This window comes from Wenyingzhuangia sp. IMCC45574 (assembly GCF_054182685.1).
In genome coordinates this window covers 653,757-673,539 of the sequence record NZ_CM135169.1, presented here as the reverse complement: position 1 = coordinate 673,539, position 19,783 = coordinate 653,757, and the positions used below count along the sequence as shown (strand labels likewise).

Here is a 19,783-nt window from a genome sequence, read left to right as displayed (position 1 = left end):
ATATGGCATAGTTTGATTATTTCGTGAAAAACATAATTGAAATTGTTAGTGAAACCACGAATCTTCTGTAGAAATAAGCTTCTTGATCTTTTGGTTCGTTTTGTATCAAGACAAATGCTCTGCATTCATGAGTTCCTATTTATAAAATGAAAAATGGCGAACTAAAATGAATATAAAAACTCAAATGTTCTTAGAAAACTTTAAACAAGTTATTAATAGTATTAATGTTTAACACGTATACGGCTTTAAGATTCGTTGTATGTCTAAATTGTCTTTTTGCGGAATTAAATAAAAATCCAGTGCATCTTCGTTGGTTACTTGTACATCACCACTTACAAAACCATATCCACGGTAGCTTCCTTCTTTAATCAGTACAAAAGCATTCTCTTCTGGAGTTCTACCAGGTTGTGGAATAATTTTACTCAGCTGGTTCTGTTGTATGTAATCTACGGCTTGTTTAACTCTAATATTGTACACAACTACAGATTCTGTTTGTTTACAAATTCCTCCACAGGTTTTAATTTTGTAATGATTGCAAGAACCGTGTGTGTTTTCTTGCAAATGACAGAATTTAGGACACAGGTTAAAGCTTTCACAAATCTGTTCTAAGTACTGTTTGGCCTCTCGTTGATTTTTAAAAACCAATAAGGGGTTGGGAGCCAATTTTAGTTTCTGAATGGCAAAGTGGATAATTCCTTTTCTATCCGTATAATTAAAAATGGCATACTGACTTAAAAAGCGTTTGGATGCAAAGTTGTATTTAGGATAGTGTTTTTTAATAGCTTCATCCTCCATTAACAAAGCAATCAATTCACTACCAGATAATTCGTAGTCTACATGTGCAATTTCTAAGCACATATCTAGTTCCTTTTGCTTTTTATCGTAAAAATGACTTAGTACGCGTTGTTTTATGTTTTTAGCTTTCCCTACATAAATAATTTCTCCTTTTTTATCCTTAAAGAAGTAGATTCCAGGCTGATTTGGCAAACCTTGAAACACTGCTTTGGGCAGGTGAGGAGGTAAAGTAGCTTCTTTAGAGTTGGCCTTTAAAAATTCGTGAAACACCTCCGATGCCTTTGGAGTGGCTAATAAAAGTTCTAATAATTTAACGGTAGCTTCCGCATCTCCTCTGGCTCTATGTCTATCTACCAACGGAATTTCTAAGCTAGTACATAGCTTTCCTAAGCTGTACGATTTTAATCGAGGGATTAATTTTTTAGACAAACGAACGGTACATAGCTTTCTACGTTTAAAATCTAAATCAATACGTTTAAACTCTTTTAATATTACATTGTAATCAAAATTTACATTGTGCGCTACAAACACGGTATCTTCTGTAAATTCTAAAATCTTGTTGGCAACCTCATCAAAAGTAGGAGCATCGGCTACCATTGCATCATCAATACCTGTTAGTGCAGTAATAAAATCCGGAATAGGAGTCATAGGGTTTACCAAAGAAGTAAACTCGTCAATAATTTCTGTTCCGTCGTGTTTAAATATAGAAATCTCTGTAATTCTATTGGTTTTTCCTGTAGTTTCTACATCAATAATAGAGTATATCATGCCAATATTTTTTTTAGTTCTGCCAATTCAATCCCTAGATCGTTAAATAAATTAATAATGCTACTTAATTTCAATTCACTCTCGCTGTATTCCTGTGTGTTAATAGCACAGGCAAACTCCCATAACTCAATTACTTCCGAAATGTGCAAATCATAAGGGTGGTAAGCCGTATTGTCAGAAATTAACTTTAAGGTATTGTCTTTTTCTAAATTATTTTCAACGCGCTTGTATACAATTCCGTCATTTAATGTAATTATTACATAAGTACGACCCGATTTTACATCCGCAATATCTTCTACCAATTTCCCCACCACAAAAGAGCCATCTTTCATGGGTAGCATAGAATCTCCCTGAATGGGAAAAGCACGGTGCAAACCAATAGGTAAAAACGGAAGTTTAATTTTCTTTAGTTGTTCTATGTATTCAGGATCATCGTAACTAGATAAATAACCTGCTTGTGCTTTGGCAGGAACTATTTCTATCAAATCCTCATCATCACTATCAATTGTAATAGGGAATAGAATACGTTTGTTTCTTAACTGAATAAAAGAAACGTTCTCTTCGGTAGTCAGGTTGTTACGAATTAGAATATCAATCGGAATCTTAAAATAATCTGACAGTTGAATTAAAAATTCAATATTAGGAGTAGATCTTCCTTCTTCGTAAGAAGAAATACGAGACCTAGGTACATTCATTGCTGCTGCAAAAGCACTCTGAGAAAGTTCTTTTTGCTTGCGTAAGTGACTTATATTTGATGCTAAAAAATCCATTGCTACAAATATAAACATAATAAGCTATAATTTGTAGCATTTTTAAAAAGTTTACGTTTGCTAAACAATTCCCCCCTTTTTAAGATGGCTATTTATTTGTATGTATGATGGATTTACTTTTAACTTTGTAGGTTTACAAGGCTTTCTACGGGTTTTGTGTTCATACATCAATAAAAAAGAGATTAGGTAAATAGAAATCATCTATTTTTAAGTTTTGCAAATAACTATGAAGAAAATTACAATAAACAAGAACGGCTATATAGCTATGAGGTTGATTTTAGGATTGTTTTTATGTTGTAATTCTCTATTTGCTCAGGTAAGCTATTACCAAGATGTACATGGCAATCAAACATTAGAAACCGTACAGACACAAACCTTTGTACCTGTATCAGAAAAAATAAACGAGGGCTTACACAATGGTGTTTTTTGGTTGCGAATGGTTAATAATTCCAAAAAAATAAGAACCGTAGAGCTTTCATCTGCTAAGTTGTTTAATTTTGATGTGTACAAAGGAGTAGATAGGGTAAACAATACGGTTTTCCCCACCTTTACCATCCCTAATAATACTACAGCCTACATAAGAATACAGGTAAATAAAGAAGCTTTTATTCCTGTACATACTTTTACAAAGGGTGAATTTCAAATACATCAACGCAATCAGTTGTTAAGATTGGGCTTGTATTACGGTTTTGCCATTATGGTGATCATCATTAACCTATTTTATTTCTTTTCTTTTAAGGATTATACCTTTTTGTACTATGCATTGTTTTTAACAACCATTTCTATTGCGCTAATGTTTAGAGACGGTTTAATACCCACGTTAACCAATTCTCTTTGGTTTATTAAAGAAGGGGAAATGATTGTACACGTTTTAATTCCTATTTGCGGAGCTATATTTGCAGGTACTTACTTGCAGCACAACTTGTATTTACCCAAGATTAAATATGTAACTGCGGTAATGATGTTGGTTGTGTTGGTGTGTTACATTGTGTTCTTATCTACCAAAAAAGTGTTTTGGTACGCATTAGGAGATATTATTGCTATAAATGTATTGACTTTGTATTGGCTTACCGGTGTATATCTATTCAATAAAAACGCGTTTGCCAAGTTTTTTACCATTGCTTATTTTTTAATCTTAGTATTGGCTTTTGATTTCTTTATCTGTCCTTTATATGGAATTCCAAATATTGGAGTTACTACCAATTTGTTAAAGATAGGTGGAGTGTTTGAGATGTTGACATTGAGTTATGCCGTGGTATATAGAATGAAGTTTTTACAAAAAGAAAACGATAAAATTAGAGACGATTTGTATGCCTATACCCAGGAGATTAAAAAACTAACAGAAGATTTAGAAAACAATCAGGCAGTGGCAAATGCAGAAGTACCTAGTTATAATTTAACTCCAAGACAAACCAAAATCTTAAGCTTGCTTACAGATGGACTTACAAATAAAGAAATTGCAGAAGAAATGAATATTTCTATCAACACGGTAAAGTACCATATTAAGGCAATTTACGACGAGTTGCAAATAAGCAGTAGAAAAGAGGTAATGCTACTAAATATTCAGTAAATAGCTCTTTTTGTTTGATATATGTTATAAAACTACCCGAATACTACCCGTATATCACCCATAAACCACCCCTGTTTTTCTTTAAAAAGGTTGATAAATGTGTGAAATTTGCATGCACAACCCTTGGTAAGGATTGCTCTTTTTGTAAAGAGACTTTGCCTCTTAGTTGTACAAATGTTCTGTTTATTTTTTGATGTACATACGCATAGAAAGTGTTTAAAAAGAATAGTTTTTTAACGTATAGACAGATGTAAAAGCAGCGCAAAAAGGCATACAATTGATAAAAGAAAAAGATAAAAAAGGGGATACAGAAATACATAAAATCTATCTGGGGAGATAATTAGATATATGTACTGTATTGCCAAAGCATCCTGTCCGCACTTTTCAGGATGCTTTTTTTATGGAATAAATAACACAACCAATAAAAATACAATATGAAAGAGTCTTTGTATCGTATAGAAAACGATGAATCGGTAATTGATTTTCCTTCTGGAGAAGGATTTCATCACCCTAAGTTGATAGAGCCTTACCTTAAAGTGATGACTGAATTTTTAACCTCTTTTAATCATCCCATAACGGTGTGCGAATTGGGCTTTGGAGATCTAACGATTTGTGAACAATTAATTCAATACACAGATACGTATATTGTAGCAGATATCATATCTGGTTTAATTCAACCCAACACAGTCGTTAAAAGCACCGCTGGGGTTTTAGGTTTGGATATTTCCAATCCGTTATTGCCACGTGCCGACTGTGTTATTCTGCGAAAGACTTTATTGCACTTAAACAATGCTCAGATTAAAACTATTGTAGCAAGATTGCCGCAATATAAATATGCAATTGTAACAGAACATTTGCCTACAGGAGTTTATCAGCCAAACAAAGATATTGTAGAAGGAAAAGGAGTACGTATTCAAAAAAATAGTGGAGTAGACCTAACAGCCCCGCCATTTAACCTACAAGTTAAAAGCAAGCAACAATTGTTTTCTGTAGCCTTAGCCAATAAAAATGAAGAAGTAGTTACCATGCTGTACAAGCTTTAAGGGCTATTCATAAGATAAGTTGAGCGCAAAAAGAATTTTGTCTCAACTTATCTCAAACCTAAAACGAAAACTAATTTTTTATAGCTTAACAGATAGCAGGAATACTTAAGTATACCAAATACTTACAAATAGTACCTATGTTAGCAGGTAAACTCTGTAATAGTTGCTTTCCGTAAAAAACAGGCTTTTCTTTACGACTTGCGGCTGTTGCCAAACGCAACATTTTATCTTCGTGCTTTTTAGCCAATGTACTTGGCAAAAAAGGATGTTGATTTTCTACAATAATAGAAGACTTGTGGTAATTGCAATCCTCTACAATTAGGCACACCTTTCTATTAACCACCATAATCTCTACGTGAATAGGATTTATGCGTTCTATAAAATTCTTTAAGTACAGCGCATCGTGTTTACAGATGCACTCTAGGAGTAGGGTAGGGTTTCTCATAGCAGTCAATTTTAGGGTACTTGTATTTCACAAACATACGAATACATATCTATTCAAAACAATGCTTTTTAACAGGTGGTTTTACGGAGTTATGCTGTGTTTACATAGAAATAAGTAGCTACATATAAAAGGAAAAGCCACGTTGTGGTTATATATTACGAACTAGAAAGAGCACATCAATACCCAAGCTCCAGTGGAGTGACATAGTATTCGGTGTTAGCTAATGTTGTGTTTGTAGGTGAGTGGTTGTCGCACCTATGGAGCTCATTTCAATATCGGTTTTAAATCTCTATAAACATTTCGCCCCTAACGGAGCTAGTAGTAGAATCAAAAACGTTATAGAATAGTTCCAGTAACATTTACTAGTTACTTCTCTCCTGATGTGTCCGAATCGCTCGAAGCCTGGTTATAAATACAATTATAGAAATCTCCAATATTTATTCCCGAAGTTTCCGTAGAAATAAGCATTAATTTAAATTAACCCGGCATAGCATGGTTATTTCGTAAAAAACACATTCTAAATCATTAATAGAATAGAAATCTTGACTATTATCGAAGCTTCCGTAGAAATAAGCTTTGAAATCATGGAAGTGCGTTGCGTTAGCAAAGGAGCATGGAATGATGAGAAAAGCTGGTGCGTAGCAATTTCATAGGAAGCTTCTTGATCTTTTGCAGCCATAGGCTGTTAGTTTACCCTTAGCCTAGTCGAAGGGTTTTGTATCAAGACAAAATGAACGTAAAAGCCTAAATTTTTAATTGGAATTATCTCAGATTATTGCATCTCGACACTTCGACTAGGTTCAGTGCAGGCTGCTCGATGACCACCACATAAAGTTTACCACTAAACTCAGCCAAAAGGTTTTGTACCAAGAAGCATGTCACTTCGAGTTTCGACGTTAGGAGAAGTATCGAGAAGCATTACGGAGTTTCAATCCCAATCCCATTCTCGATACTCTGTTTATTTCCGTTTCACTACAATAACCAGCACTCGAACTGACATAGTTATTAAGTATAGGCTAACAGGTGTTACTCCAAATAACGTCATTGTACCAAGAAGCATGTCACTTCGAGTTTCGACGTTAGGAGAAGTATCGAGAAGTACTACGGAGTTTCAATCCCAACCCCATTCTCGATACTCCGTTTATTTCCGTTTTACTACAATAACCAGCACTCGAACTGACATTAACTATCACTTTGAGCTTCTAAGAAATTAAGATTAAGCACAATCAAAGAGTTATATATTAAGACTATAATATATATATAGAAATCTCCAATATTTATTCCCGAAGCTTCCGTAGAAATAAGCTTTGAAATCATGGAAGTGCGTTGCGTTAGCAAAGGAGCATGGAATGATGAGAAAAGCTGGTGCGCAGCAATTTCATAGGAAGCTTCTTGATTTTTGCTTCCTTTTTATCAAGAAAAAGGGAGAAATGAACATAATTTTATTTTTATAGTCTACAAAAGTAGAGGAAGCTCATAAAAGGAATTAAGCCTAATTTATTTCTACAGTTTTTCGTTTACCCTAAACTCAGCCAAAAGGTTTGCATCAAGAACCTTGTTACTTCAAATAACGTTAACGTATCAATAAGCATGTCACTTCGAGTTTCGACGTTAGGAGAAGTATCGAGAAGCATGTCACATCAAATAACGTTAGTGTATCGAGATGCACTTCCAAAAAACTGCACAAAAAACCTAACAAGTTTTTCAAAAAGTTGACATTGGTTTCAAAAACTTGACAATTTATAGAAATTCAGATTTGTCAGTTCGAGTAGGCTAAAAGCCCTGAAAACAGAGGGCTTATAGCCGTATCGAGAACAAAACAACTCAAAAAGTTGACAAAAAACTTTACAAAAAAGTGAGTAAAACTTGACAAAAACCAAAAAACGGCATTTTACAAACCCGCATAAACACTGAAGGTTTGAACACTTTTTGAACACATGTTCACCTACTTGTTCAAACACTTGTTTAACAAAAAAAGTGACAAACCCTTATAAACACTAGGTTTTTTTATAACAAGTCCGAAAACTTTAGATTAAAAAATACCGAAAAGTTTTTTGAAAAGGAGTTGTATCTAGTTTTACAGCGTAACCTCCATTGAGGTTATCTCTCTAAAAGCAAGTGAAAAAGAAAGAGAGTCATTTTAAAAAGTTGTATTATGTTAAAAGTAATTTCAGTACAAAAGATCAACCCGCAAGACAGAGCAGCGGACAAAAAGTTTTATTTACAAACCATTTCTAAAGACTTGGTAGACATAGATCGTATGGCTACTTTAATCGCTCGTCAGAGTACGGTAAGTGAAATAGACTGTAAAGCCGTAATTACTGCTTTGGCAGTACATACCATAGACCAGTTAGAGCAGGGTAGAACCGTGCATTTGGGCGAAATGGGAACCTTTAAAGTAGGGGTAAGCTCAGAAGGAGTTGCTTCTGAAGAAGAAGTATCTGTTGACCAAATTGTTAAAAGACGTTTAAATTTTAGAGCCAGTCCTAGAATGAAGAAAATGCTAGCCACCGTAAAAAGTCAGTTAGCCTCTTAACGGTTAAGCAAGCCCGTAAAATTCATCCCGAAAGCAACACTGCTTTCGGGATTTTTTATGCTTTTTGCCCAAAAAGCACCGTATGGCAATCCATTCCCACTAGTGTGGCAATGGTTTATCACACTAGTGGGAATTTTTTTTGACTATAGTCACAATCATTTCCCACACGTGTGGGGTTTTAGGGAGGTACTGTGCTTTTTTTTAGGGCTAAAAATGGAGTGTTTTGTATGGGGTAGTTGTTTGGTTTTTTAAGTGTATGAACTTGAATTGTTGTTTTGGATAAGTGTGTGTTAATTTAGTGCAGGTTTTTAGCTGTAATAAACCTCATAAAATCTAAATTTAGTGCAGCTATAGAGCATAAAATGACTTTATTTTTGCCTTAGCTAGATAAAATTTTATCTAAACAGATAAAAAAGTGGCTAGTAACCTCTACGTATTTGTATATTTATCTTTGTAAGACTAAAAAATTGAATGAATAGACCACAAACCATACAGATTTTTATACCCGATGGTTCTCCAACTAGTGTCAAAATAGCAGAAATTACCACCCGAATGGTAAAGGCAGTTTTAATACCAAAAAACAAATTAGACTACATAGCCACTAGAGAAGAGGCTAAAAATGTAGGTGTTTATTTTTTGTTTGGAGAGTCTGATGAAAAGGTAAAACCCATAGCATACATAGGAGAAGCAGAAGATTGCTTTGAAAGATTAAAGCAGCACAACCGAGAAAAGGAATTTTGGAATTATGCTGTGGTACTAATTTCCAGTAAAAATACATTTACCAAGTCCGATGTAAGATATTTGGAATATCACGCTGTTACAAAAGCTAAAGAAGCCAATCGTTATATACTGGACAATGAAAAGAAAATAAACAAACCCCATGTTACCGAATCTATGGAAGCGGATTTATTAGATAGTTTTGAAACTATAACTATTTTATTATCTACACTAGGCTTTCCAGTTTATGAGGAAATTAGTAAACAAGAAGAAATTACCCAAGACTTATTTTACTTAAACGGAAGAGAAGTAAAAGCAGAAGGAGATTTAATTAATGAGGGATTTGTTGTGTATAAAGGTTCACAAGTTAGTAAAACTACTGTCCCTTCTTGTCATGGTTATTTATTAAACTTAAGAGATAAGTTAATAGCAAATAAGATATTAATTGAAAATGATATGTATTACGAGTTTAACGAGAATTACATATTCAAATCACCAAGTACTGCTGTTGGTGTAGTGTTAGGACGTTCTTCTAATGGGTGGAAGCATTGGAAAAACAAGGAAGGAAAAACTTTAGATGAATTGAAAAGAAATTAAAGTATAAGCTCTAAATAAAAGAAATAAAAAAACAAACGTTAAATTGAATATAGAAAACAACCAGAATGTTAAATAAAAGTAGATTAGAAAATCTAACCAATGAGGTTTGGAAAGGTGCGATTAAATTAAGAGGGAAATTTAAAGCCAAAGATTATCCTTCGGTTATTCTACCCATGATTATGATTCGTAGAATTGAATGTGTTTTGGAAGAAAATAGAGCCAAATTCAAGTCCGTAATTATTGCTAAAGACAACTCTTTTGACGATGAAAATATAAAGGCTCTTTATGAGAAAGATGCCGAAAAAGGAAAAGCAAAACAAGCTGAACTTGCCAAAAAAATAAAACAACACGAGAAAGCAAAACTAGAATTTTACAATAGTACCCATTGGACTTTAAAAAGTATATTGGCTGATAGTAATACATTAGTAGAAAATAATTTTCGTGATTTCTTAAATGGTTTTAGCGATAATATAGAAGAAATTGTAGATAAATTTGAATACAGACAAGTAGTTACCAAAATGGTAAAAGAAAAACGTTTGTCAGAGATTATTCAGTTGGTTTCAGAAGAAGACTTTAGTCCCAATAGATTGTCCAATATAGAAATGGGATATGTATACGAAAACTTGTTGCAAAGATTTTCACAAGACGATGCCAAAGATACTGGAGAACACTTTACTCCCAGAGAAATCATAAGAATTATGGTAGACTTGATGGAAATAGATTTTGACCCTGAAACTTCCACCAAAGCTATCTCTTTATACGATCCTGCTTGTGGAACAGGAGGTATGCTATCTATTGCCAAGGAACATTTAATAGACAAAGCAAAAACTCCCAAAGGCGTAGAAAATGTGGAAGATTTGGTATTGCTTAATGGACAAGAATTACTTTCTCAAAACTATGCCGTTTGCAAAGCAGATATGCTGCTAAAAGGAGAAGCACGCAATAGCAACATTACCCATGGAAATTCTTTAATACCGCATATAGAAAGTATTGAAGATGATGGAGACCAGCACGCAGGTAGAGTCTTTGATTATATGATTTCCAACCCTCCCTTTGGAGTAGATTGGTCTCCATATAAAGAACATGTTAAAAAGTTTGCAGACTCACGCTATATTGCGGGTATGTCTCCTAGCAACGATGGGGCTTTGTTGTTTTTATCTACCATGATAGAAAAAATGAAGACCAAGAGCAAAGGTGGTTCTAAAATTGCCATTTTGTTCAATGGTTCTCCATTAAGTAACGGAGATGCAACCCAAGGCGAAAGTGAAATTAGACGTTCTATTTTAGAGAAAGACCTGTTGGATTCTATTGTAATGATGCCAGATCAAATGTTTTACAATACAGGTATTTATACTTATGTGTGGTTACTTAATAACAACAAACCCGAACATAAAAAAGAGCAAGTAGTTATTATAAATGCTAGAGAACAGTTTGAAAAAGAACCCAAATCATTTGGGAACAAGCGTAACCAAATAACAGATACCAATCGTAAATGGATTCATGACCAATACGAAAACTGGGAAGAAAATGAGTACTGTAAAAAATTCCACACCACAGATTTTGCTTTTCACAAGGTAAAAGTAACTTTTTGGCAAGAAGATGAACATGGTGAAGCTATGTGGATTACCGAAGATTTTACCAAACAATTGAACAATACCAATATCAAAAAAGAGTTTGATTTGTATGGAGATTACACAGTAAATCTAAAAGTGAATGGACTAGATATTGAAATCCATTACGATGGCAAAATCGCTTTTGAAACTTTAGTAGCCAACCAACTAAAAGAAAAGGTAACAACACTTAAAGATGAAAAACTAAACGACCTAAAAAAATGGTTTAAAAACCAAGAAAAAACCGCTACATACCACCATAGGCACTATATAGTAGATAACGAGTACATACCATTTGATAGAACTAAAACCGACAAAGAAGCTTATATAAACGCATTTTTAGCCAAAGAAATAGATTACCAAATTATACACTGGGAAGCCTATAAAGAATTAGGCTACGAAATACTACCCAACAAATATTTTTACAAATACCAAGAGCCAGAAAGTAGTGATAAGTTGATAGAACAGTTTTGGGAACTGGAAGAAGAAGCCACCAATTTACTCGACGAAATAAAAGCTTTATAAGATGGAAAAGTACAGGTATAAAGATAGTAGTATTGAATGGTTGGGTGCTATTCCTGAGCATTGGGAAGTTACTAAGATTAAAAAGGAATTTAAAGTTCAACCTAGCAACGTAAATAAGAAAGCCAAAGAAGACGAAGAAGAAGTTTTACTTTGCAATTATGTTGATGTTTATTATAACAATTACATCACCAATGATATTGATTTTATGGGTACTGCCACAGCTTCAGAAAATGAAATCAAAAAATTTCAGCTAGAAATTGGAGATGTAATAATTACAAAGGACTCTGAAGACCCTTTGGATATTGGTGTTCCTGCTTTAGTAAAAGAAACACAAGAAAAATTGTTGTGCGGTTATCATTTATCAATGCTACGTTCAGTCCGTAATAAAATTGATGGTGCGTTTTTATTTTGGTCTTTAAATAATGAATTTATTGCTTCACAATTATTTAGAGAAGCTACAGGAGTTACAAGATGGGCAATAGCCTCAAGACATATTAAAAATAGCTCTTTTGCATATCCACCACTACAAGAACAAAGAGCCATAGCCGAGTATTTAGACAAAGCGACTGCTAAAATAGACCGCATTATTGCTATTAAGCAGGAGCAGTTGGTGACGATGGAGGAAATGAGAAAATCTAAATATCAAGAAATAATAACAAAAGGATTAAACAAGTCAGTAGAATTTACAAAAAGTAATATACCTAGTTTGGGTAAATATCCTAAACATTGGAAATTAATAAAATTAAAATTAGTTTCTAAAAGAATTGGAGATGGTATGCATTCGACTCCAATATATACAGAAGGTACCGATTATCCATTTATTAATGGAAATAATCTAATAAACGGTAGAATTACAATAAAAGAAAAAACAAGAACTGTTTCTAAAGCAGAATTTGAAAAACATAAATTAAATATTTCTTCAAATACCGTGTTAATTTCAATAAATGGAACTATAGGTAATTTGGCATTATATAATAATGAAAAAGTAGTTTTTGGTAAGAGTTCTGCTTACATAGATGCTCTTAGTTTTGTTAATCGAGAATTTCTTTATTTCTTTTTGAAATCCTATTACATTAAGGATTTAATTGAATTATCATTAGAAGGTACAACTGTAAGAAACTTATCTTTAAACACAATACGTAATTTAAAAATATTACTTCCTCCAAAAGAAGAACAAGTGAAAATTGTTGATTTTCTTAATACATTTTCAAGAAAAATAGAATTAGAAATTAAAAACATAAACTCCCAAATCAAAACCTTACAAGCCTATCGTAAAAGTTTAATCCACGAATGTGTTACAGGAAAAAAGCAGATAACTTCTGCTATAAAAAAAGAAACCTATGCCTAGCAATAAAGAAACTCTTTTTCAAGACCACTTATGTGTTTTTTTAAGTACAAAACACCAATATGAAACGTTTGAGGCTTCAAGGCTTACCAATACCAGTCATATTATAGAAAAGGAACTTATTGCTTTTATTAAAAATACACAAGAACATAAATACCAAGAACTAGTAGAAAATTTTGGTACAGATGCAGACCGAGAAATTATAAAGGCCTTAGAACTCGCCATCACAAAAAATGAATTATGGCTTATAATACGAGAAGGCTTAACTGTAAAAGGTACAAAGGTGCTTTTATACGCTCAAAAACCAAGGTCTACAACCAACACAGCACAAGCAGAAAATTACGCTAAAAACACCTTTACTTATAAAAAAGAATATTACTACAACCCAAATACGCAAGAGCGAGTAGATATTGTTATTTGGTTAAATGGTTTGCCTATTATTGTTTTAGAATTAAAACACGAAGACGAAGGACAAGATGTTAATGATGCCATTTTTGAGAGTTTCTTAAACCGAGATTTACAAAACCCTATGTATAAAAATCCGTTTCTATACATAGCATTAAGCAATACAGAAGCTAGGATTGCTACGAATCCAAATTCAGAAAAGAACTTTAGATGGTTTAACGCTAGTTTGCAAAATAAGGCTGAAAATCAAGGCGAATATCCAGTAGAACATGTGTACAGGTATGCTTTATCTCCAGAGAATATTTGCCATTATTTAGAACACTATTTGGTGTTTGTACCCGCTAAACAAAATGAAGTAAATGGTGAATGGCAAACGACTTCTTCATTTACCATTTTTCCGCGTTACCACCAGTTTAGAGCCAGTAAAAGCTTAGCTGAAGACGTTCGTGATTGTGTAGAAAACAAACAAAGCTTAGGTAAAAAGTATTTAATCAATCATTCAGCAGGTGCAGGAAAAACCTTAACAATAGCTTGGATGGCAGACCGTTTAGATAGTTTATATACGAGTAATGGTAAAAAGGTATTTGACAATATTATTATCCTAACCGATAGAAACGCTTTAGACAAAAATGTAAAAGACGATTTAGAACTATTTACCCATTTGGGTACAAAAATAAATTTTGCCAAAAGGTCTAAAAACCTAGCAGAATATTTGGAGAAAGACAGAGATATTATTGTGACTACCATTCATAAGTTTGCCCATATTCAAGAAAAACTAGAGAATAATAAAAGTCTCCAAAACAGAAACGTTGCTTTTTTAATAGATGAAGCACATCGTTCGCAAGATGGTAAAATGGCATTAACAATGCGTAAGTTTTTTAATGATGAAGAGGCAGAAGCTTCAGAAACGGACGAAGACGAAACACTAAAGGAATTACAAAACTTAAACATAAGTAACCAAGTATTTGTTGCTTTTACAGCTACCACTACACCCAAAACTGTGTCATTCTTTGGAGAACCTTTTGATGTGTATAGCGAAGAAGAAGCGATTGCAGAAGGTTATATTTTGGATGTTGCCCATAATATTATTTCTTACGAAACCTTATACAATTTAAAGCTAAAAGAAGCCATTCCAGAAAAAGATTTCCCGATCGGAATCGTAAGTAAATTATTAAAAAACATAGCTTACGAAGATGATGCTATTATTCAATACAAAGCAGAAGTAATAGTAAAACTATTTGAAGAAAAAGTAGTGCCGAGTATCCAGGGGCAAGGAAAAGCAATGGTAGTTACTTCTTCTCGTGTTGCTGGTTTAAAATATTTCAATACGTTAAAAACCATTTTAGATGACAAAGAATCTGAATGGAAAGTGCTATATGCATTTAGTGATTTTACGCATCCAATTACAAAAGAAAAAATAGAAGAAAACACAGTCAATCAACTCAATGGAAAATTAGTAGAAGATGTGTTTGCAGAAGAAGGCAATCGCATTTTAGTAGTAGCTAATAAATTTCAAACTGGTTTTGACCAACCTTTGTTATCTACAATGTTTTTAGACAAACCTATAAATGGAGTAAATGCCATACAAACGGTTTCACGCTTAAATAGAAAACACAAAGACAAAGAACAAGAAGATATTTTGGTAATTGATTTTACAAATAATGCTCAAAATATTTTTGATGCCTTTAATAAGCATAGAAAAGGGAGTCCATACAAGGAAAAGCAGCCAAAAAAACAAGTTTTAGTAGACTTGTTTGAAAAAATTACAAACCTAAATGTATTTACGCAAGAAGAAATAGAATTGTATGTAAATGCTTTTATTGATGCTGAATTAGAAGCTAGAGAGCGAAACTCAACTGCGGATGCTATTTTAAGTAATCTAAACCAAGATTACAGAAAGTCGTTCAAGCAGAGATTACCATTACTAGAAGCACAAAAAAGTTATGTTTCCTTATTGAGTAGATATACTAAGCTATATTATTTTATTGCTCAGTTTTTTGAATTAACCCAAGAACTAGAAGGTTTTATTGTGTTTGCAGAAGTAATGAGTGAAATTCTAATTAGAAAAGGGAAAACTTCTGAAATGAAAGAGTTTCTTAAGAAAGTAGAACTAAGTAAAGGTGCTGTGAAATATCAAGGTTTAAAAACAAACCTTATAAAAGTTTCGGAACCAAGTTCAAAAACGGGATATAAAACGGGAAAAGGAGGTCACGAAATACCAAGAACTACTATTGAATCTGCAATAAAAGAGATTAAGGAAAAATTTCAAATAAGTAATGAAGATGCAATTGTTATTAAAGAAATAGTAGAAGAAGTATCAGAAACCACAAGCACCAAAGCAACTGTAATTGCAAATAAAGACAATCAAGCTTACCTAAAAACAAGTGCAGAACCAAAAGTGCAATCAGAAGTAAAAGATGAGTATATAAAACGTGACTTGTGGGATAAATTAGATGACCCAATGTATATACAAAAAGGAGGTATTATAAGCTTGATTGGAAAAACCGTAATTCAGAATTTAATAAAAGTAGGTTAGGTATATAAAGTTTAATTTTGGATTAAAAAATATTGCTTTGGAAAAAAATGGATTAAGCTATAGAGATTACAACTATCGCTATGGAATGATAAAAGGAAGAATTGCAGAGACTTTAATACAAGAGTTGTTTTTAAGTTTAGAGTACAATGTCTTTCGTTATGGAATGGAAAATACCATTCCGGGTATTATGGAGTTGTTAAAAGGTGTACGTTCAGATGTAGCACAAGAAATTAGACGTATGCCAGACTTTGTAATTCAACACCGTAAAAATAAGTCCGTTTACTTTTTAGAAGTGAAATTTAGAGCCAATGGTTGTTTTTCTATAAAAGATTTACCTGAAGGTTATCCTTATGAGAACGCATATATTGTGTTGGTTTCTAAAAGACATATAAAATGCATTACAGTGACTGAATTAAAAGAAGGAAAAGTCATCTCACCTAAAACCAAAAACTATTTAGGCTCTAGAAAAGAATTTGAATTGGATAGAGAGGTTATTGTAGACTTTTGTCAGTTTGCCGTGCAGTTTTTTGAAGGTGTTTAGTACTCCAACCGTATAGTCACTGCGAAGGAGGTACGACTGAAGCAGTCTGCTACTACGGAGATATGAGCACCATTGCTAATGAGGTACTTAACGTAACGGCGTGGGATTACGTCAGTCGTACCTCCTTCGTAATGACAGTAGCTGCGTGGGGTTGCTTCGGTCGTACCTCCCTCGCAAGGACAGTGGGAACGTGAGTTTGCGAGTCAATTGTGAAGAATGAAGCAATCTCGAGCAGTAATCAAAACGCTATGAAACCAGGATTTATATACATCATTACTAACAAAAACAACACTACGTTGTACGTGGGAGTTACGTCTAATATTGTGCGTAGAATACAGCAACACAAAACCAAGTTTTACCCTAAGTCCTTTTCAGCTAGGTATAACCTAAACAAGTTGGTCTATTACGAAGCTTTTCATTACATAGGAGATGCCATTGGTAGAGAAAAGCAACTCAAAGCAGGTAATCGTGCAAGGAAAGTTGCTTTAATTGAAGGCATGAATCCTAACTGGGAGGATTTAATGGAGGAGATCATGGAGGTGTTCGGGTCTACGAGTGAAGAATGAGCGAAGTAGCCTGCTGCTACGGAGGTATGAGCATCAATGTTAATGAAGTGCTGAATCGTAGTTATATGAGACTGCTAGTCTATTACGAGGCACGAAGTAATCGTGAGCAGTGACAGTAGCTACGTATAGTAACACCAAACACCCTATATTTGCACCCAAACCCAAGACCATGCCCAAAAAACAACCTTGGCCTACCAAAGATGCTATGCAGCAAGTGTACGACTTACACTTGTGGGGAGGAAAGGAACACGATTTTTACTCAGGGGAAGGTTCGCATAGTGAGGAAATTGTAAAACCGTATGTAAAGGTGGTAGCAGAGTTTCTACAATCTTTTGTTATACCCATCACCGTTTGTGACTTAGGTTGTGGAGATTTTAATATAGGAAAGCAGTTGCTGCCTTTTGCTAAGGAATATACCGCTGTGGATATTGTACCCGCTTTAATAGCTCGAAACCAAGAACTGTTTACAGCAGAGAATTTACAATTTCAGTGTTTGGACATTGCTACAGCTACTTTACCCCAAGCAGATTGTGTTATTATTCGTCAGGTATTGCAGCATTTGTCCAATGCAGAAGTCAAAGCGGTAGTGGAAAAATTGTATCAGTATAAATACATTATACTAACTGAGCATTTACCAACGGGTGAGTTCAAACCTAATAAAGATATCATCTCAGGGCAGGGAATTCGCATTAAAAAGAAAAGTGGGGTGAATCTGTTAGTGGAACCTTTCAACTTACAAGTAACAGAAGCCAAAGAGCTACTAACGATTCCCTTGGAGCATAACAAAGGGAGGATTGTTACTACTTTGTATAGGCTTTAGCTTAGTAAGGAACGCTTGCATGTGTCGCTCCTCTAGAGCTTTGTTTTAGTTTGGTTGCATCTGTTAGTAAGATATCGCCATGCTGTGGCTTTTTTTAATATTAAGAGTTATTATTTCAACATAACTTTTTTAAAGCTCCGTTAGGATCGACACCTAACTAGAAAATATAAGAAGTGATAATAAAGAGCTCCCTAGGAGCGGTATGTGTTTACAGAACCACAAGATTGCATACAGTTTTAACTCTCCCCAAAAGGAATACGTTGGTAGGCTTTACGTTATTTAGAGGGTGACATGCCCATATGCTTTTGAAACTGACGATGGGAGAATGCTTAACGGTGTCGCTCCTCTGGAGCTTCGTTTTAGTTTGGTTGTATTTGTTAGTAAGGTATCGCCACGCTGTGGCTTTTCTTCTTATTGCGAGTTATCATTTTAACGTAATTTTTTTATAGCTCCGCTAGGATCGACACCTAACTAGAAAATATAAGACGTGATAAGAAAGAGCTCCCTAGGAGCGGCATGTATTTACAGAACCACAAGATTGCATACAGTTTAACTCGCCCCAAAAGGAATACGTTGGTAGGCTTTACGATATTTAGAGGGAGACATACCCATATGCTTCTGAAACTGACGATGGAAGAATGCTTAACGGTGTCGCTCCTCTGGAGCTTTGTTTAAGTTTGCTTATGTTTTTTTAGTAAGATATCGCCACGCTGTGGCTTTTCTTCTTATTGCGAGTTATTATTTCAACGTAACTTTTTTATAGCTCCGTTAGTAGCGATACCTAACTAGAAAATATAATACGTGATAAGAAAAAAGCTCCATAAGAGCGGCATGTATTTTTGCAACCACAAGATTGCATACAGTTTTAACTCGCCCCAAAAGGAATACGTTGGTAGGCTTTACGATATTTAGAGGGAGACATGCCCATATGCTTTTGAAACTGACGATGTAAGAACGCTTGCATGTGTCGCTCCTCTGGAGCTTTGTTTTAGTTTGGTTGCATCTGTTAGTAAGATATCGCCACGCTGTAGCTTTTCTTCTTATTGCGAGTTATCATTTTAACGTAATTTTTTATAGCTCCGTTAGGATCGACACCTAACTAGAAAATATAAGACGTGATAAGAAAGAGCTCCCTAGGAGCGGCATGTATTTACAGAACCACAAGATTGCATACAGTTTAACTCGCCCCAAAAGGAATACGTTGGTAGGCTTTACGGTATTTAGACGGGGACATGCCCATATGCTTCTGAAACTGACGATGGAAGAAGGTAAGGTTGTTATATCCTATTTGGTAACCTACTTCGGAAACGGACAAATCGGAGTTAATCAACAACTTACAAGCAATACTCACTTTATACTCGTTTAAAAAAGCAAAAAAGGATTTGTTAAAGGTTTTCTTAAAGAATCGAGAAAAGGTATCGTTGCTCATATTCATTACATTCGAGATATCATCCAAGGAGATTTTATCCAAATGGTGTTCTTTAATATAGTTGTAGATCACATTGATACGTTCACTCTCTTTAGAAGACAAACTGTTCGCGAAACTAGGACCTGCCAGAATTTCTATTTCGTTAGAAATGGCTAGTTTTTGCAAAACCTGTAAAAAGAGTATCAAACGTTCAAAAGGATGTGCATTCAATAACTCCAAAAGCATCTTTTTAATTTCTATGGCAAAAGACTTCTGGAATTTAATTCCACGTTGGGCACGTTTCAACAAATCACGAACGTACTTTAATTCTCTTTTGTCTAGCAAACCACTTAGTAATTCCTGATCCCACTGAATAATAATACACTCTACATCCTCCGTCTGCTGACCAATGGTTTTCCAACAATGCGGTAGGTTAGAACCTACAAGCACCAAATCGTCATTATCAAACGTCTCCATACTGTTCCCCACATAACGAACCCCCGTACTCTTTACGATATAAGTCAGTTCGTATTCCTTATGGAAGTGCCATGCAGCAGGAAACTCTTTGTCCTGAAACAACGTAGCTCTAAAAGAACTTCCTGGGGAATTGGTAATGTTATGATATCTTGCTTTCATTATTTAAGTGCTTTATGCTATAGGCCTTAGGCTGTATGCTACGGCCACTGCTCACGATTACTTCGTACCTCGTAATGGACTCGCAGTCTCACGTTGTTACGTAACTACCGCCATTGCTCATGATTACTTAATGACTCCTGCTTCCTGATT

Annotated in this window: 14 protein-coding genes; 10 read left to right on the top strand and 4 right to left on the bottom strand. The window is 34.3% G+C overall.

Annotated elements, in window-relative coordinates; translation table 11 throughout:
* Positions 1-228: 228 nt before the first annotated feature.
* Positions 229-1,563, bottom strand: a complete 1,335-nt coding sequence (locus ACXHHC_RS02915; protein ID WP_458228159.1) for an exonuclease domain-containing protein — start codon at positions 1,561-1,563, stop codon at positions 229-231.
* Entirely contained in the window at positions 1,560-2,333 is a 774-nt protein-coding gene (locus ACXHHC_RS02910) for an XRE family transcriptional regulator (RefSeq protein WP_458229217.1), read from the bottom strand. Before ACXHHC_RS02910 ends, ACXHHC_RS02915 begins: the two co-directional genes overlap by 4 nt.
* Positions 2,334-2,559: 226 nt before the next feature.
* Here ACXHHC_RS02910 and ACXHHC_RS02905 point away from each other — a divergent pair, with 226 nt between their 5' ends.
* Both ACXHHC_RS02905 and ACXHHC_RS02900 read left to right on the top strand, forming a co-directional pair.
* The gene (locus tag ACXHHC_RS02905) at positions 2,560-3,903 is read left to right on the top strand and encodes a 7TM diverse intracellular signaling domain-containing protein (RefSeq protein WP_458228158.1); all 1,344 of its coding nucleotides are present in this window, start codon (positions 2,560-2,562) and stop codon (positions 3,901-3,903) included.
* A gap of 434 nt (positions 3,904-4,337) precedes the next feature.
* On the top strand, positions 4,338-4,946 hold the full coding sequence (locus ACXHHC_RS02900; RefSeq protein ID WP_458228157.1) for an SAM-dependent methyltransferase: 609 nt from the start codon (positions 4,338-4,340) through the stop codon (positions 4,944-4,946).
* Between the two features lie 85 nt (positions 4,947-5,031).
* Here ACXHHC_RS02900 and ACXHHC_RS02895 read toward each other — a convergent pair whose 3' ends face one another.
* A complete protein-coding gene (locus ACXHHC_RS02895) occupies positions 5,032-5,274 on the bottom strand; it encodes a hypothetical protein (protein WP_458228156.1) in 243 nt (80 codons plus the stop codon).
* A gap of 2,272 nt (positions 5,275-7,546) precedes the next feature.
* On the opposite strand from ACXHHC_RS02895, the gene ACXHHC_RS02890 reads away from it, so the two are divergent.
* The 8 genes from ACXHHC_RS02890 to ACXHHC_RS02855 all read left to right on the top strand — a co-directional run bounded on the left by ACXHHC_RS02890 (position 7,547) and on the right by ACXHHC_RS02855 (position 17,589).
* A complete protein-coding gene (locus ACXHHC_RS02890; RefSeq protein ID WP_458228155.1) occupies positions 7,547-7,927 on the top strand; it encodes an HU family DNA-binding protein in 381 nt (126 codons plus the stop codon).
* Positions 7,928-8,398: 471 nt separating this feature from the next.
* On the top strand, positions 8,399-9,241 hold the full coding sequence (locus ACXHHC_RS02885) for a GIY-YIG nuclease family protein (RefSeq protein ID WP_458228154.1): 843 nt from the start codon (positions 8,399-8,401) through the stop codon (positions 9,239-9,241).
* 65 nt (positions 9,242-9,306) lie between these two features.
* Entirely contained in the window at positions 9,307-11,376 is a 2,070-nt protein-coding gene (locus ACXHHC_RS02880) for an N-6 DNA methylase (protein WP_458228153.1), read from the top strand.
* Between the two features lies 1 nt (position 11,377).
* Positions 11,378-12,724, top strand: a complete 1,347-nt coding sequence (locus ACXHHC_RS02875; RefSeq protein WP_458228152.1) for a restriction endonuclease subunit S — start codon at positions 11,378-11,380, stop codon at positions 12,722-12,724.
* Complete coding sequence (locus ACXHHC_RS02870) at positions 12,717-15,662, top strand: DEAD/DEAH box helicase family protein (protein ID WP_458228151.1); 2,946 nt, start codon at positions 12,717-12,719, stop codon at positions 15,660-15,662. The genes ACXHHC_RS02875 and ACXHHC_RS02870 overlap by 8 nt, the downstream gene beginning before the upstream one ends.
* A 37-nt stretch (positions 15,663-15,699) precedes the next feature.
* Positions 15,700-16,203 carry a hypothetical protein gene (locus tag ACXHHC_RS02865; protein WP_458228150.1) on the top strand — a complete coding sequence of 168 codons (504 nt, stop codon included), beginning with the start codon at positions 15,700-15,702 and terminating at the stop codon, positions 16,201-16,203.
* A gap of 248 nt (positions 16,204-16,451) precedes the next feature.
* On the top strand, positions 16,452-16,769 hold the full coding sequence (locus ACXHHC_RS02860; RefSeq protein ID WP_458228149.1) for a GIY-YIG nuclease family protein: 318 nt from the start codon (positions 16,452-16,454) through the stop codon (positions 16,767-16,769).
* 169 nt (positions 16,770-16,938) lie between these two features.
* Entirely contained in the window at positions 16,939-17,589 is a 651-nt protein-coding gene (locus tag ACXHHC_RS02855) for a class I SAM-dependent methyltransferase (protein ID WP_458228148.1), read from the top strand.
* A 1,177-nt stretch (positions 17,590-18,766) separates the two neighbouring features.
* Here the strand turns inward: ACXHHC_RS02855 and ACXHHC_RS02850 are convergent.
* On the bottom strand, positions 18,767-19,633 hold the full coding sequence (locus ACXHHC_RS02850; protein WP_458228147.1) for an AraC family transcriptional regulator: 867 nt from the start codon (positions 19,631-19,633) through the stop codon (positions 18,767-18,769).
* Positions 19,634-19,783: the final 150 nt, after the last annotated feature.